Source organism: Actinomycetospora sp. (assembly GCF_036497585.1).
Taxonomy (GTDB): domain Bacteria; phylum Actinomycetota; class Actinomycetes; order Mycobacteriales; family Pseudonocardiaceae; genus Actinomycetospora.
Genome location: NZ_DASXJD010000113.1, coordinates 1 through 13,390 on the forward strand (window position 1 = coordinate 1; position 13,390 = coordinate 13,390).

The 13,390-nt window shown below is 75.7% G+C and carries 16 protein-coding genes; 7 read left to right on the forward strand and 9 right to left on the reverse strand.

Annotation, left to right across the window (positions count from 1 at the left end):
• Both VGH76_RS10935 and VGH76_RS10940 read right to left on the reverse strand, forming a co-directional pair.
• Positions 1-240 (reverse strand): transposase (locus tag VGH76_RS10935; RefSeq protein ID WP_331556756.1); only part of this gene is annotated, 240 nt, incomplete at its 3' end.
• A 152-nt stretch (positions 241-392) separates the two neighbouring features.
• Positions 393-1,742, reverse strand: a complete 1,350-nt coding sequence (locus VGH76_RS10940) for a protein kinase domain-containing protein (RefSeq protein ID WP_414637706.1) — start codon at positions 1,740-1,742, stop codon at positions 393-395.
• Between the two features lie 119 nt (positions 1,743-1,861).
• Here VGH76_RS10940 and VGH76_RS10945 point away from each other — a divergent pair, with 119 nt between their 5' ends.
• A complete protein-coding gene (locus tag VGH76_RS10945; protein ID WP_331556710.1) occupies positions 1,862-2,221 on the forward strand; it encodes an Rv2175c family DNA-binding protein in 360 nt (119 codons plus the stop codon).
• On the opposite strand, the gene VGH76_RS10950 is transcribed toward VGH76_RS10945, so the two are convergent.
• The 4 genes from VGH76_RS10950 to VGH76_RS10965 are packed head-to-tail and all read right to left on the reverse strand — an operon-like array spanning position 2,190 to position 6,232.
• Positions 2,190-2,558 carry a hypothetical protein gene (locus VGH76_RS10950; RefSeq protein ID WP_331556711.1) on the reverse strand — a complete coding sequence of 123 codons (369 nt, stop codon included), beginning with the start codon at positions 2,556-2,558 and terminating at the stop codon, positions 2,190-2,192. The genes VGH76_RS10945 and VGH76_RS10950 overlap by 32 nt on opposite strands.
• Before the next feature lie 10 nt (positions 2,559-2,568).
• The gene (locus VGH76_RS10955; RefSeq protein WP_331556712.1) at positions 2,569-3,558 is read right to left on the reverse strand and encodes a phytoene/squalene synthase family protein; all 990 of its coding nucleotides are present in this window, start codon (positions 3,556-3,558) and stop codon (positions 2,569-2,571) included.
• Entirely contained in the window at positions 3,555-5,087 is a 1,533-nt protein-coding gene (gene crtI, locus VGH76_RS10960; RefSeq protein WP_331556713.1) for a phytoene desaturase family protein, read from the reverse strand. Before crtI ends, VGH76_RS10955 begins: the two co-directional genes overlap by 4 nt.
• Entirely contained in the window at positions 5,087-6,232 is a 1,146-nt protein-coding gene (locus VGH76_RS10965; protein ID WP_331556714.1) for a polyprenyl synthetase family protein, read from the reverse strand. The genes crtI and VGH76_RS10965 overlap by 1 nt, the downstream gene beginning before the upstream one ends.
• 132 nt (positions 6,233-6,364) lie before the next feature.
• Here VGH76_RS10965 and metF point away from each other — a divergent pair, with 132 nt between their 5' ends.
• On the forward strand, positions 6,365-7,255 hold the full coding sequence (gene metF / locus VGH76_RS10970) for a methylenetetrahydrofolate reductase [NAD(P)H] (RefSeq protein ID WP_331556715.1): 891 nt from the start codon (positions 6,365-6,367) through the stop codon (positions 7,253-7,255).
• Between the two features lie 16 nt (positions 7,256-7,271).
• On the opposite strand, the gene VGH76_RS10975 is transcribed toward metF, so the two are convergent.
• Both VGH76_RS10975 and VGH76_RS10980 read right to left on the reverse strand, forming a co-directional pair.
• The gene (locus tag VGH76_RS10975) at positions 7,272-8,018 is read right to left on the reverse strand and encodes an LppM family (lipo)protein (protein ID WP_331556716.1); all 747 of its coding nucleotides are present in this window, start codon (positions 8,016-8,018) and stop codon (positions 7,272-7,274) included.
• Between the two features lie 64 nt (positions 8,019-8,082).
• Entirely contained in the window at positions 8,083-8,838 is a 756-nt protein-coding gene (locus tag VGH76_RS10980) for a GNAT family N-acetyltransferase (RefSeq protein WP_331556717.1), read from the reverse strand.
• Positions 8,839-9,137: 299 nt separating this feature from the next.
• Between VGH76_RS10980 and VGH76_RS10985 the strand changes: the two genes are divergently transcribed.
• Together VGH76_RS10985 and VGH76_RS10990 are read left to right on the forward strand one after the other, a co-directional pair.
• Positions 9,138-9,440, forward strand: coding sequence for a hypothetical protein (locus tag VGH76_RS10985; protein ID WP_331556718.1), 303 nt, complete (start codon positions 9,138-9,140; stop codon positions 9,438-9,440).
• Between the two features lie 25 nt (positions 9,441-9,465).
• Positions 9,466-10,023, forward strand: coding sequence for an SAV_6107 family HEPN domain-containing protein (locus VGH76_RS10990; protein ID WP_331556719.1), 558 nt, complete (start codon positions 9,466-9,468; stop codon positions 10,021-10,023).
• 5 nt (positions 10,024-10,028) lie between these two features.
• Here the strand turns inward: VGH76_RS10990 and VGH76_RS10995 are convergent, their stop codons facing one another.
• Positions 10,029-10,877 carry a ParA family protein gene (locus VGH76_RS10995; protein WP_331556720.1) on the reverse strand — a complete coding sequence of 283 codons (849 nt, stop codon included), beginning with the start codon at positions 10,875-10,877 and terminating at the stop codon, positions 10,029-10,031.
• Positions 10,878-10,934: 57 nt separating this feature from the next.
• On the opposite strand from VGH76_RS10995, the gene VGH76_RS11000 reads away from it, so the two are divergent.
• From VGH76_RS11000 to mraZ, 3 genes are all read left to right on the forward strand, one after another.
• The gene (locus VGH76_RS11000) at positions 10,935-11,696 is read left to right on the forward strand and encodes a methyltransferase domain-containing protein (protein WP_331556721.1); all 762 of its coding nucleotides are present in this window, start codon (positions 10,935-10,937) and stop codon (positions 11,694-11,696) included.
• Positions 11,697-11,916: 220 nt separating this feature from the next.
• Positions 11,917-12,312 carry a DUF3040 domain-containing protein gene (locus VGH76_RS11005; protein WP_331556722.1) on the forward strand — a complete coding sequence of 132 codons (396 nt, stop codon included), beginning with the start codon at positions 11,917-11,919 and terminating at the stop codon, positions 12,310-12,312.
• 482 nt (positions 12,313-12,794) lie between these two features.
• Positions 12,795-13,226, forward strand: a complete 432-nt coding sequence (gene mraZ, locus VGH76_RS11010; protein WP_331556723.1) for a division/cell wall cluster transcriptional repressor MraZ — start codon at positions 12,795-12,797, stop codon at positions 13,224-13,226.
• Positions 13,227-13,390 lie beyond the last annotated feature (164 nt).

Genomic DNA, 13,390 nt, shown 5'->3' on the forward strand with positions numbered 1-13,390 from the left:
TTTCCAGCGCAGGTCGAAGCGCAGCGCCTCCATCGCCTCGCGGTCGGAGAGGTTGTACAGGCGCTGGAGCACCATCACCGAGGCCACGACCTCGCCGGGCACACTCGGTCGTCCCCGCTGACTGGGGAACAGACCTTCGAAGAGCTCCGGTGGGAACAACCGCAACCGATGAGCGGCGAGGAACCCGAACACGGTGCCGGGGTCAATCAGATGCCCAGCCAGCGACTCCACGTCCAGCAGCTAACGCTGATCATCCGAGTGGCCCTGCACCAGACGAGGATCCCAGCCGCCAGCCAAGATCCCCGTCCGACACCCCGGCGCTTAATTCAGCAGTCTCCTAGGTGGGCGGAGCCCTCGTGAGCACTTTCCGGGGTCATAGCCCCGGAAAATGCTCACATGCCTCCGGCACCCAGCCCCCATCCGGCGATCCCCGCGGCGACCGTCGCGGCGCTCACCAGCACGATCCAGGCCGCGAACACCCGCCGCGAGCGGATGCGGTCCCGACGCCGGGCGTGGCGCTCGACGCGGTCGCCCACGCCGTCGACGTGCCCGCGGGCGCGCCCGCCGCCGCTCCCGGCGTCCTCCCGGTCGGCGCTCCCGGCGTCGTCGGCACCGTCGGTGTCGGCACCGTCGGCATCGGCCCCGACGTCGTCGAGGGCCCCGTCGTCGGGCTCGTCGACGACCTGGCGTGCCCGCGCCCCGTCGCCCGCGGGGCGGCGCGGGGTGGGACCGGTGAACCGTCGGGTCCCGGTGCGCGGCGGCGCCGCCGTGCCGACCCGGGCCCGCCGCGGCGGGGTGACCGGGGCGAACGGCAACGACTCCTCCTGGCGCGCCCGGCGCGCCGCGTCGAGGAACGCGGCCGCGGAGGCCAGCCGCTCGTCGGGGTCACGGCGGGTGGCCGCGACGACGAGCCGGTCCAGGGCGCGGGGCACGCCGGGCGCCTGGGTCGAGGGGGCCGGGACGTCCACGTTGACGTGGCGGTACGCGACGGCGAGCGCGGTGTCGCCGCCGTGCGGCGGGACGCCGGTGAGCAGCTCGAAGAGCACGATCCCGGCGGCGTAGACGTCGCTGCGCTCGTCGGTGCGCCCGTGCTCGACCTGCTCGGGCGCGAGGTAGGCCGCGGTGCCGAGGATGAGGTCGTCCGACGTCGAGCCGCCGGTGTCCAGCGAGCCGTCGGCGGCGCCGTCCCACGCGGCGGCGACGAGGCCGAAGTCGGCGACCTTGAGCTGCCCGGAGCGGGCCACCAGCACGTTCTCCGGTTTCACGTCGCGGTGGACCATCCCCTGCCGGTGGGCCACCCGCAACGCCGCGAGCACCTGCTCGACCACGGTGAGCGCCGTCGCCGGGGCCAGCCGCACCTGCTCGCGGATCACGTCGCGCAGGGTGCCGCCCTCGACGAGCTCGAGGACCAGGAAGACGGTGCCGTCGTCGTGGGTTCCCTGGTCGTGCACCGCGACGATGCCGGGGTGGGCGAGGCGGGCGGCCGCGCGGGCCTCGCGCTCGAAGCGGCGGACGAAGGTGGGGTCGGCCGCGAGCGACGGCTCCATGATCTTGATCGCGACCGGGCGGTCGAGGCGGGTGTCCGTGCCGCGGTGCACGGTCGACATGCCGCCTCGGGCGAGCACCTCGCCGATGCGGTAGCGGCCGTCGAGCACCGTCGCCGAGGCCGCCGGGTCCGGTGACGCCGGGCCCGACGCCCGGGCCGTCCCCCGCCTCGGGGCACCTGGGGCGTCGCGGGCCATGCCGTGATGCTACGAGCGGGCGACGCCGATCCCCCGCGGCGACGCGCGGACCCGACGTGGGCACGGCGCGCCTGCGCGGAGCGGTGATGTCCGGGCGTGTCCTCTGGCACAGTGCTGGGATGACCGCCGCGCTGACCGCTCTCGTGGGACGGGAGATCGAGGCACTCACCCTCGCCGAGGCCGCCGAGCGCCTCGACGTACCCCGCACCCGCATCAGCCAGATGATCAAGCAGGGACAGCTCCTCGGCGTCCGGGAGGCCGACCGGTGGATCGTCCCGGCGGCCTTCCTCGTCGACTCCGGGGTGGTGAAGGGCCTGCCGGGCCTGATCACGGTGCTGCGCGACGGCGGCTACAGCGACGGCGAGATCCTGCGGTGGCTCTTCCTGGAGGATCCGACGCTGCCGGGCGCGCCGATCGAGGCGCTGCGCTCCGACCGCGGCGGCGAGGTCAAGCGCCGCGCCCAGGCGATGGCGTTCTGACCCGCGTCCCCACCAGGGTCGCCAGCACCGGGGCCAGCGCCGCGGCGCGCCACGCGCCGAGGGTGGCGACGAGCCCGGCGGCGACCGCCGCGCCCGTCCACGCCCGCACGTGGTCGGTCCCGTCGGGTGCGACGGTGACGGCGAGCAGCGTCGGGGCGTGCGGCGGGTCGTCGCCGAGGGCCTCCCGCCGCCACGCCGCCACGCGGTAGTCCCGCAGCGGCAGCACCTCCAGCTCCGGGGCCCGCCCGGCGACGGCGGCCGCGACCGCCCGGCAGCGCCGGCAGTCCGCGTCGAAGGCGAGGACGAGCTCGTCGGGCACCCGGCCGCCGCGTCGCACCGCCAGGTCCCTACCGGCGTCGCAGCGACCGCGCCGCGACCGCCCGCGCCAGGCCGGGCCCCGCGACCGCGGCCCGCCGGGCCTCGGACACGACGACGCGGTGGGCGAGCACGTCGTAGTCGACGGCGACGATCTCGTCGAGGATGCGGCTGTAGAGCACCGCTGCGGTGCGAACGCACGGCCGGGATACCGGGTCGAGCAGGGCGATCCCGGCCTCGGCGCGCCGGTAGATCGCGCGGGTCCGCGCCACCAGGTGGGCCAGCGCCCGGCGCACCCGGGGATCGGTGCGCAGCCGCGCCCGGCACCACGCCAGGAGCTCGCGGTCCACGTCGAAGGCCGCGAGGTCCTCGCGAGGCAGGTAGACCCGGCCGCGGTCGAGGTCCTCGCCCACGTCGCGCAGGAAGTTGGTGAGCTGGAACGCCACCCCGAGCGCGGCCGCCGCGGGCTCGGCCTCGGCGCGCGGCACGACCGTGCCGAGCACCGGCAGCACCTGCAGCCCGATCACCGCCGCGGAGCCGTGGACGTACGTCCCGAGGTCGTCGAAGGTCTCGTAGCCGTCCACCACGAGGTCCATCGCCATCGAGTCCATGAAGTCCTCGAGGTGCCGGTGGTCGATGTCGTAGCGCTCGACAGTGTGGGCCAGCGCCGCGACCACCGGCTCCTCGGCCAGCAGCGCCGCGCCGTCCTCGGGGTCGGTCGGGCCCGCGAGCGCCACCCGCATCCGCGCCCGCACCTCCTCCAGGCGGGCCACCACCTCGTCCGGCCCGCCGGCCCCCGGGGTGTCCACGACGTCGTCGGCCATCCGCGCGAAGCCGTAGAGGGCGTGGATGGCGGGCCGCTGCGCGGGGGTCAGCAGACGCGTGGCGAGGAAGTAGGTGCGGCCGTGGGCGGCGTTGAGCGCCCGGCAGCGGGCGTAGGCCACGCGCAGGCCGGGCGCGGTGATGCCGGCCGCGTCGAGCTCGCCCGCGGCGCCCCGCGGCGGCGCCACCCCCGCCGTCACGCGGCGTCCCCGACGATGCGCTGCGCGGCGAGCTTCCCGGACACGACCACCGTCGGGACCCCGACACCCGGCGTCGTGCCGCAGCCCGCCAGCACCACGTTGTCGACGCCGCGGGGGAGGTTGCCGGACCGGAACGGCCCGGTCTGGGCGAAGGTGTGCGCCGCGGAGAACGGGGTGCCGGCCGCCATCCCCAGCCGCGCCCAGTCGGCGGGCGAGATGCGGTGCTCGGCGACGACGGCGCCGGGGTCGAGCGCGATCCCGCGCGCCGCGAGCACCGTGAGGAGCTCGTCGCGGTAGCGCGGCGCGACGCGGTCCCAGTCCAGGTCCGGGGCCCGATCGGTGTTGGGGCACGGGGCGAGCACCGAGACGTAGTCGCCGCCGGCCGGGGCCAGCGCGGGATCGGTGGCGGTCGGCCGCGTCACCAGCAGGGACGGGTCGCTCATCAGCCGGCCCTCGGTGATGATCTCGTCGAAGGTGGACGCCCACGCGTCACCGAACGAGATCGTGTGGTGCCCGAGGTCGGGCTGCGGCCGGTCCAGGCCGAGGTGCACGACGAACGCCGAGGGCGACCAGCGCAGCGGCACCCCGCGTCGCGGGGTCCGGCCGAGCAGGCGGTGCACGACGGGCAGGTCGGGGGTGAGGACGACGGCGTCGGCCGGGATCCGCTCGCCCTCGGCCACGACCGCGGTGACCCGGCTCCCGACCCACTCCAGCTCGGTGACCTCCGTCCCGAGCCGCAGCTCCACCCCGGCGTCGGCGGCGGCGTCCGCGTAGGCCTGCGGCAGCGCCCGGACCCCGCCCGGGGCACCGTCGCGGCCCCGCGGGAAGTACACGCCCGCGATGGTGTCCATGTAGGCGATCACGGCGTAGGCCGCGAGGGCGCGGGCCGGCGGGACCCCGGCGTAGAGCGCCTGGAAGGAGAAGATCCGGCGCAGTCGCTCGTCGTGGAGGAACCTCCCGATCCGCGGTCCGAGCCGCCCGAAGCCGCCCAGGACGCCGAGGCGGGCCAGGTCGCGGGAGAGGACGTCGAGCGGGGAGTCGAAGTTGGCGTCGATGAACGTCGCCATCTGCACCCGGTAGAGCTCTCCGAGCCAGTCGCGCAGCCGCCGGTACCCGGCGGCGTCGGCCGCCGAGACCTTCTCGCGGAGCTCCTGCTCCATGGCCTCGGCGTCGGTGTGGACGTCGATGGCGGAGCCGTCGGCGAAGCGGGCGTGGTAGGCCGGGTCGAGGCGCACGAGGTCCAGCCGGTCGCCGAGCTTCTCCCCGACGGCGGCCAGGGGCGCCTCGAGCAGGTCCGGCATCGTCAGGACGGTGGGCCCGGTGTCGAGGCGGTAGCCCCTGTCGGCGTGCTGCCCTTTCCCCGGGAGGTCGAGCCGGCCGGCCCGGCCGCCGGGGAAGGGCTCGCGCTCGACCACCGTGACCTCGCAGCCCGCGCCCCGCAGGTGCAGGGCGGCAGTCAGGCCGGCGAGACCGGCCCCGACGACGACCACGCGGTGCGACGGGGGGACGGTCCTGCGTGGTGTCCCCATCAGCAGGACCGGTGCGCGGCGGCGCCGGCCAGGGCGGTGAGCCGCTCGCGGGCGGTGAGGTCCAGGTCCGCCCCGGCGAGGGCGTCGAGGGCCGAGGCGGTCAGGGCGTCGATGCGCTCCTCGACCTCGGCCACCACCCCGAGGTCCTCGAGCGCCGCCCGGGCGGCGCCGACCTCCTCGGCGGTGAGGTCGGACTTGCCGAGGGCGTGCTCGACGGGGGCCGCGGCCGCGGCGTCGGGGTGCTGGCGGGCGAGGGCGACCAGCAGGGTCCGCTTGCCCTCGCGCAGGTCGTCGCCCGCGGGCTTCCCCGTGACCGCCGGGTCACCGAACACGCCGAGCAGGTCGTCGCGCAGCTGGAAGGCGATCCCGAGGTCGGTGCCGAACCGCCGGTAGGCGGACACGACGGCATCGTCGGCGCCGGCGAGGGCCGCGCCGAGGTGCAGCGGGCGCTCGATCGTGTAGGCGGCGGTCTTGTACCGGCTGATGCGCAGCACGCCCTCGGGGGTCGAGAGGTCCGTGGCGTGCCCGACGACGTCGAGGAACTGCCCGGTGAGCAGCTCGGTCCGCATCGCCTCCCATACCGGGGCCGCGCGGGCCAGGGCGGCGGGGTCGAGACCGGCGGCGCGGAGCATGTCGTCGGCCCAGGCCAGCGCGACGTCGCCGACCAGCACCGCGATCGCCGCGCCGAGGCGCTCGGACGAGCCGATCCACTCGCGCTCGCGGTGCCGCGCGGACCAGATCGCGTGCACCGTCGGGCGGCCGCGGCGCAGCGAGGAGTCGTCGATGAGGTCGTCGTGCACCAGGGCGCACGCCTGGATCAGCTCGAGGGCCGACACCGCGGTGACCACCACGTCCGGCGGCGGGCTGTCGGGGGCCGCGGGCCCGCCGGCGGCACGCCATCCCCACCACGCGAAGGTGGGCCTCAGCCGCTTCCCGCCCCCGAGCGCGAGCGCGGCGAGGTCGTCCACGGCGTCGACGAACTCCGGCGCCAGCGAGGCGCACGTCTCCCGCCGCGCGTCGAGGAAGTCCCGCAAGGCACCGGTGACCGCCGCGGGCAGGTCGGCGTCGACGGTGGCGAGCACGTCCACCGGATCGTCCCAGATCAGGGGGTCGCCCGGGGTCACGAGCGTCCGGCCACCGGTCATCCGAGCTCCTCTCGCCGGGCCGCCGACCACAGGGTAGGCAGGCCGGGATTAACCGGCCGGATGAGCGTCGAACCGGCGTCGACCGTCACACGAGTGCTCCCCGTTCGCGTGGTGACTGCGTATGGTCACCGGATGGCCACTGTCACGGAACGCATCCAACGTGGGACGCCGACGTTCTCGGTGGAGTTCTTCCCGCCCAAGAACGACGAGGGCGAGCGGACCCTGTGGAACACCATCCGGTCGCTCGAGCCGCTCGACCCGGCGTTCGTCTCGGTGACCTACGGCGCGGGCGGCTCGAGCCGGGACCGCACCGTGCGCACCACCGGCCGGATCGCCACCGAGACCACGCTGACGGCGATGGCCCACCTCACCGCGGTCGACGCCTCCATGGAGGACCTGCGTCACGTCATCGGCTCCTACGCCGAGGCCGGTATCTCCAACGTCCTCGCGATCCGGGGCGACCCGCCCAACGACAAGGACGCCGAGTGGGTGCCGCACCCCGCCGGCCTGCAGTACACCGACGAGCTGGTGCACATGGTGCGGCGGCTCGGGTCGTTCTGCGTGGGCGTGGCGGCGTTCCCCTACCTGCACCCGCGGTCGGCCGACGAGGACGCCGACACCCGCTTCTTCGTGCAGAAGGTGAAGGCGGGCGCCGAGTTCGCGATCACCCAGATGTTCTACGACGCCGACCAGTTCCTCCGGATGCGTGACCGCATCGCCGCGGCCGGCTGCGACATCCCGATCATGCCGGGGCTGATGCCGATCACCACGCCGAAGTCGGCCGAGCGCGGCGCGGACTTCTCCGGTGCGCCGCTGCCGCAGGCGATGACCGACCGGCTCGAGCCGTACACCGACGACGCCGACGGGTTCCGGAAGTGCGGCATCGACCTCTGCGTCGAGCTCTCGCAGCGGATGTACGACGAGGGTGTCGGCAACATCCACTACATCAGCATGAACCGGTCGCCCGCCGTCGTGGACGTGGTGCAGCGCCTCGGCACGGCGGCCCGCTCCGCCTCGGCCTGACGGGCGCCGGGCCGTCTCAGCGACGCGCCCGCCGGTCCACCCGCGGGCGCGTCGCGGCGGCCAGTGCGAACACGACCCCCGCGGCGATGAGCACGACCGCGACCAGCAGCAGCGCCCAGCCCACCCAGGACGGCGCGTTCGGGTCGGGGTACGAGGCGACGGCGTTGACCTCGCCGACCTCCCCGGGCGTGAAGGTCCACGACACGACGCCCTGCGAGACGCTGCCGTCGGTCTGGGTGATGGTGCCCGGGAACGCCATCTTGAGCGCGACGTCGGCGCTCTCCGGGGTCACGCGGGTCAGGTCGACCTGCCCGGAGAGGATCACCCGGTCGCCCGCCCGCCGCAGCTGCAGCCGGATCGCCGAGGACGTCGTCGGGCTGATCTGCGGCAGCAGCCGCGACACGTCGTCGAAGCTGAGGTCCTCGAAGGCCAGGTGGGAGCCGACGTAGCCGTCCTGCTCGTACCGGGTGACGGTCACGTCCCCCGAGAGGTCCGAGGGGACCTGCAGCGGCGGCCCGTTGCCGCCCGGGGCGCCGTCGGGCGTGCCGACGTCGATCGTCCCGGAGACGGTGTCCTGCGGGGAGACGGCCAGCCCGGCCCGCACCCGCACGCACCCCGTGCCGAGCAGGGCCACCACCGCGAGCATCGCGGCGAGCAGGACCAGCGACCGGCGGCGGGGGGCGGGCCGACGCGTCGCCGGACGGGCCGGACGGTCGGGCGCCGGACCCGGGACGGTCGGCCGGGCGGGGAGGGGCAGCGGCACGCGGCCATCGTGCCAGGCGGGTCCGACAGCGCCCGGCGACGTCGGGTGCGGGCGCGTCCCGCGCTCAGCGGCCGGGGGCCGGCTCGAGCGGCAGCGTCCGGCCGAGCACGGCGAAGGGCCGGGGGTCGCTGGAGAAACGGTGGTGGCGCAGCAGGTCGCGGAACCCGCAGCGGCGGTAGAGCACCCAGGCGCGGGTCGGCACCGGCGCCTCCGGGGTGGAGAGCAGCACGTGACCGGCCTCGGCCCGCTCGAGGAGCCGCTGCAGCAGGGCGCGCCCCAGTCCGTGGCCCTGGGCGTCGGTGCGGACGTGGAGCTCGGTGAGCTCGAAGTAGTCGGCGAGGTAGCGCTCCGGATCGTCGTCGAGGGGCCAGGGGTCGAGGTCGGAGGAGCCGGTCACGCCGGCCAGGACGCCCGCGTCGGGCGCCCCACCGGGGCCGGCCCCGTCACGACCGCCGCCGTCGCGCCCTCCGCCGTCGCCGAGCAGGCGCCCGAGCCCGGCGCCGAACAGCCCGCCCGCCGACGCGCGCGCCGGCCGCCCGGCCCGCCGCAGCCCGCGGCGCACCTCCTCGTACCACCACTGCCCGGGCGCTCCCGGGTAGCCGTAGGCGATGCCGTGCAGCGCGTCGTGCTCGTCGAGCGCGGCCACCGCCCGCCACCCGGGGCGCCGCGAGTGCTCGAGCCACATCGGGGCCCGCTGCCGCGCCGTGCCGGGCGGGTAGCCCATCGCCGCGACGTAGAGGTCGAGCGCCTCGTCGAGACGTCCGGGCAGCTCCGCGGGGTCGAGATCGACCAGGCGTGCCTCCTCCGGGGCGGCGGTCATCGCGGTCCGCCCGCCCGGCGCGCCACCGCCACCGGGATCCCCGGTGCCCGCGCCTGGGAGTCCATCGCGCCATCTCATCACGCCCGTCGAGACTCCTCCGCCGCGCGGCGTCGGCGACGATCCGACCGGCCGACTTGACGCGGCTCGGGCGGCGCGGTTCACTCGTGTCCGTCGAACACGTGTTCGACTCGGGTGCGGCGGTCCGCGGGGAAGCGTCCCGTCGCACCCGGCGCCGCCGGCTTCCCCACGGTGGCAGGCACAGGCCGTCCCGCGCCGGGTGGGTCGGCGACCGCGCCCCCGTGGAGGACGCATTGGTTGCAAGCCCTTCGCCGGTCGGGGTCCGGTGCGTCGACGGCGATCCCGTCGAGTTCCACCGTCGCCCGAACCGACGCGACAGCCACTACCTGGTCACCGAGATCCGGGAGCGCTGGATCGAACAGTCGCGGTGGCCGTTCCGCTCGATGATGCCCATCGGGGGAGACCGCTGCCGGTGCTGGCGGGTCCTCGCCCGCCGTTCCGACGAGCCGCACCTGCCCCCGGGGGAGTTCGTGCTCCGCATGCGCTCCGGTCCCGGGGTCTGGGACCTCCGCTGGCTGACCTGACCACCCCCGAGTCCGGGAGGACACCATGACGATCTCCACGCCGACGTTCCCGACGCCCCTGCCCGACGCCGAGGTGGGCGCGGCAGGCCTGTTCGACACCGGCCTGGTGCACGCCCCCGCCCCGCGCCGGGGTCACCGTGACCGGCCGAGCCGTGACCGGCGCCCGGCCCGACCCGCGGCGTCCGCGCCGCGCCCGCCCGGTCCACCGCCGTCCCGGTCGGTGGTGACGCTGCTCGAGGCGGCTCGGGACGGCCTGCGTGAGGCGCAGCGCGCCGACACCCCGGCGGAGCGGTTCCGGCTGGCGCACCTGTCCGCGCTGCGCTCCGCGGCGGCGGTGCTCGCGGCCCGGGCCCGCACCCGGCGCTCCGCCCGGCCCACCGACGCGTGGACGCTGCTCACCGCGGTCGCGCCCGAGTACGGCGAGTGGGCGGCGTTCTTCGCCGCGCACTCCGCGACCCGCTCCGCGGTGGAGGCGGGCGCCCGCAGCCGGGTCGGGCAGCGGGACGCCGACGACATGGTCCGCCAGGCCGACCTCTTCCTCGCCCTCGTGACGCGGACGGTGGCCGGCCGACGGGAGCCCTGAGTCGCTCAGCCCGTGCGGCGCGGGTCCCGCTGCTCGCGGGCTCGGTGCCCGGCCCGCACGATGCGCCCGAGGAGGTTGTCGAAGTGGCGGGAGATCTCCCGGGCGCCCGGGGTGTCCCACCGCTGGATCGGCACGCCGGCTCCCTGGGCCTGCTGCACCGCGGTGCGGTCGGGCAGCACGCTGGAGAGCACGAGCGGGCCGAACAGCTCGCGGAGCTCGTTCACCCGGAACTCGTGCTCGGCCGAGCGGGCCCGGTACCGGTTGATGAGCACGCCGAGGGGCTGGAGGCGCGGGTTGTGCGCGCGCTCGGCCTGCACCGCCTCGAAGGCGCGCTGCACGCCGGAGACGGCGAAGATCGTCGGCTCGGTGACGAGTACCGCGCGGTCCACGGCCACGAGCGCGGAGCGGGTCAGCTGGCCCAGCGAGGGCGGGCAGTCGATGAGGACGAGCTCGTAGGAGGGAAGGCGCGAGCCCGCCGACGAGCCCGGACCCTCGTCGGTCGTGCCGCGGGGGAGCGCGGCGAGCAGGCGGGAGAGCCGGCCGAGCCGCTGGGAGCCGGGGTCGGGATGGTTGTGCCGTTCGATGTCCTCGGAGCCGACGAGCACGTCGATCGCGTCGTCCCAGGCGCTCGGGGCGATCGAGGAGGCCAGGACGGCCGGGGACGGGTTCTCCAGCGCGTCGGCGATCGTGGTCTCGCTCTCGGCCGGCTCGAGGGCCGTCGTGGCGTTGCCCTGCGGGTCGAGATCGACCACCAGGGTGCGCAACCCCTGCCGCGCCGCCGACCCGGCGAGGCCGAGGGTGACGGTGGTCTTGCCGACCCCGCCCTTGAGGCTCAGCACACCCGTCACGTACACGGTGGCAACGTACCGGCTCGCGCGTGAATCCCGATGGGCGCGCACTACGGTGTGGCCGTGACCGCACGCCCGTCCGCACCCACGGCCGTCGACGCCGTGGCCCGCGCGCTGCGCGACGAGCTCGACGCCGTCCGCACGCGTGCCGGCGGGAGCGCCGCGCCGCGGGTGCTCGACGTCGGCGGTGGCAGCGGGACGTGGGCGGTCCCGCTCGCCGCGCAGGGCTGCGAGGTCACCGTCGTCGACTCGAGCGCGAACGCCCTGGCCGTGCTCCGCAGCCGGGCCCGCGACGCCGGGGTGGCCGACCGGGTCCGCGCGGTCCAGGGCGACGTCGACGCCCTCGCCGACATCGCCGACGGGAACGGCGGGGCCGATCTCGTGCTCGGCCACGGGCTCCTCGAGTACGTGGACGACCCGGTGGCCGCGGTCCGCGCCCTCGCCGGCGCCGCGGCCCCCGGGAGTGCGGTGTCGGTCCTCGTGGCGGGGCGGTGGGCCGCCGTGCTGGGCCGGGTGGTCGCCGGACGGGTGGCGGAGGCGCGGCGGCTGCTCGCCGACCCCCTGGGCCGCTGGGGGGCGGGCGACCCGCTCCTGCGCCGGATGGACACCGACGAGGTCCGCGCGCTGCTCGAGCGCGACGGCGGCCTCGTCGTCGAACAGGTGCGTGGGCACCGGGTGCTGGCCGACCTCGTCCCCGAGACCCCGGACGGCCCGTCGGGGGCCGCCGATCTCGCCGCGCTCGAGGAGCTGGCCGGGCAGACGCCGCCCCTGCGTGACCTCGCATCGCGCATCCACGTCGTGGCGCGCCGACCCGGCCCGCGGTGATCGTCCCGACCCGCCACGCTGCGCGCCGGGGAGATCGCGGCGCGTCGTGGCGTGGCCCTTCTCACCGGCCGAAAGAATGATCGTCGGGGCAACACCCCGGTCCGGGTAGTCGGAGTGCCGGACGGCTCGTACGATGAGGTCAGCCATCCCGATGATGTGCCGATCGTCCCACTGACCCGGGTCGATCACCGCTCTCTCGTTCCGGTGCCGGAGGAGAACCATGCCGCTCTCCGAGCACGAGCAGCGACTGCTCGACCAGATCGAGCGCGCGCTCTATGCCGAGGATCCGAAGTTCGCGTCGACGGTGCGTGGTGGCCGGCTGCGTCGCCCGTCCCGGCGCCGACGGATCCAGGGTGTGGTGCTCTTCGTCCTCGGCGTGGTCGCCCTGGTGCTCGGGCTCGTGTTCCAGTGGTTCGTGGCCGGGTTCCCGATCGTCAGCGTGGTCGGCTTCCTCCTGATGTTCGCCGGGGCCGTCCTGGCGATCACCGCCACGGGCGGCAAGAAGGGTGAAGCGGCCGCCGCCGAGGGGGACGGCAAGACGCCCCCGGCCGGCGACAAGAGCCGGTTCACCAGCCGGATGGAGGAGCGCTTCCGCAAGCGCTTCGAGCAGGAGTAGCCCTCCCTCGATCCCCCGAGCGCGCCGTCGACCCCTGGTCGGCGGCGCGTCGTCGTGTGTGGGGCGCCTCCGGCAACAGCAACGGCACGTTCCTGGCGTCCGACGTCAGGACGGCGCCGTGCACCCACGGGCCCTCGTCCCAACGGTGCCCCACCCCGCCCCACGAGCGCCCCCACCTCGCCCCACCCCGGGCCCCCGCGCCTCCCCACCACCCCCCACCGGACGCCCCACCACGCCCCACCGCGCCCTCGAGCAGGCAGAACGCGGCGTCCGAGCGGCCCGGGAAGCGTGTCGGAGCACCCTCGGACGCGCCGGTTCGGGCATCGTCGCCACCCGTTCCCCACCTCGCCCCACCGGCACTGACCTGCGCGAACTGCTCCCATCGGGGCACACTCGCCGATAGCCCGAGGTTGTGGGTGGAGCGTTGTGGGGTATTGTGGTGAGCAGTGGGGCGCACGGGGCCTCACCGGGGAGGTGGGGCCGTGTTCCTCGGCACCCACACCCCGCGGTTGGACGACAAGGGCAGGCTGACGCTGCCCGCCAGGTTCCGCGACGAGCTCGCAGGGGGGCTGATGATCACGAAGGGGCAGGACCACTGCCTGTACGTGTTCCCCCGTGACGAGTTCGAGCAGATGGCCCGGAAGGTGGCCGAGGCGCCGTTCACCGACGAGCGGGTGCGTGCGTACCAGCGCTACCTGTTCGCCGGCACCGACGAGCAGCGTCCCGACTCCCAGGGGCGCATCCCGATCGCCCCGGAACTGCGCCGCTACGCCGGGCTGGACCGGGACTGCACGGTCATCGGGGCCGTGAGCCGACTCGAGATCTGGGACTCCACGGCGTGGCAGCAGTACCAGGACGCCCACGAGGACAGCTACGCGCAGGCCCAGCAGGAGGTGCTCCCCGGGGTCTTCTAGACCCCGCACGAGCAGACGACGAGCCCACCGACGGTGCGGGTGCCGTGAGGCCCCGGCCCGCAGGGTGACGGCCCTGGCACACCTTCCCCGGTGCCAGGTCCGCCCGCCCTGCGGGCCGGGACGTGACGGCATCCGTTCCCCCGGCCCGGGGCACGATCGGACCC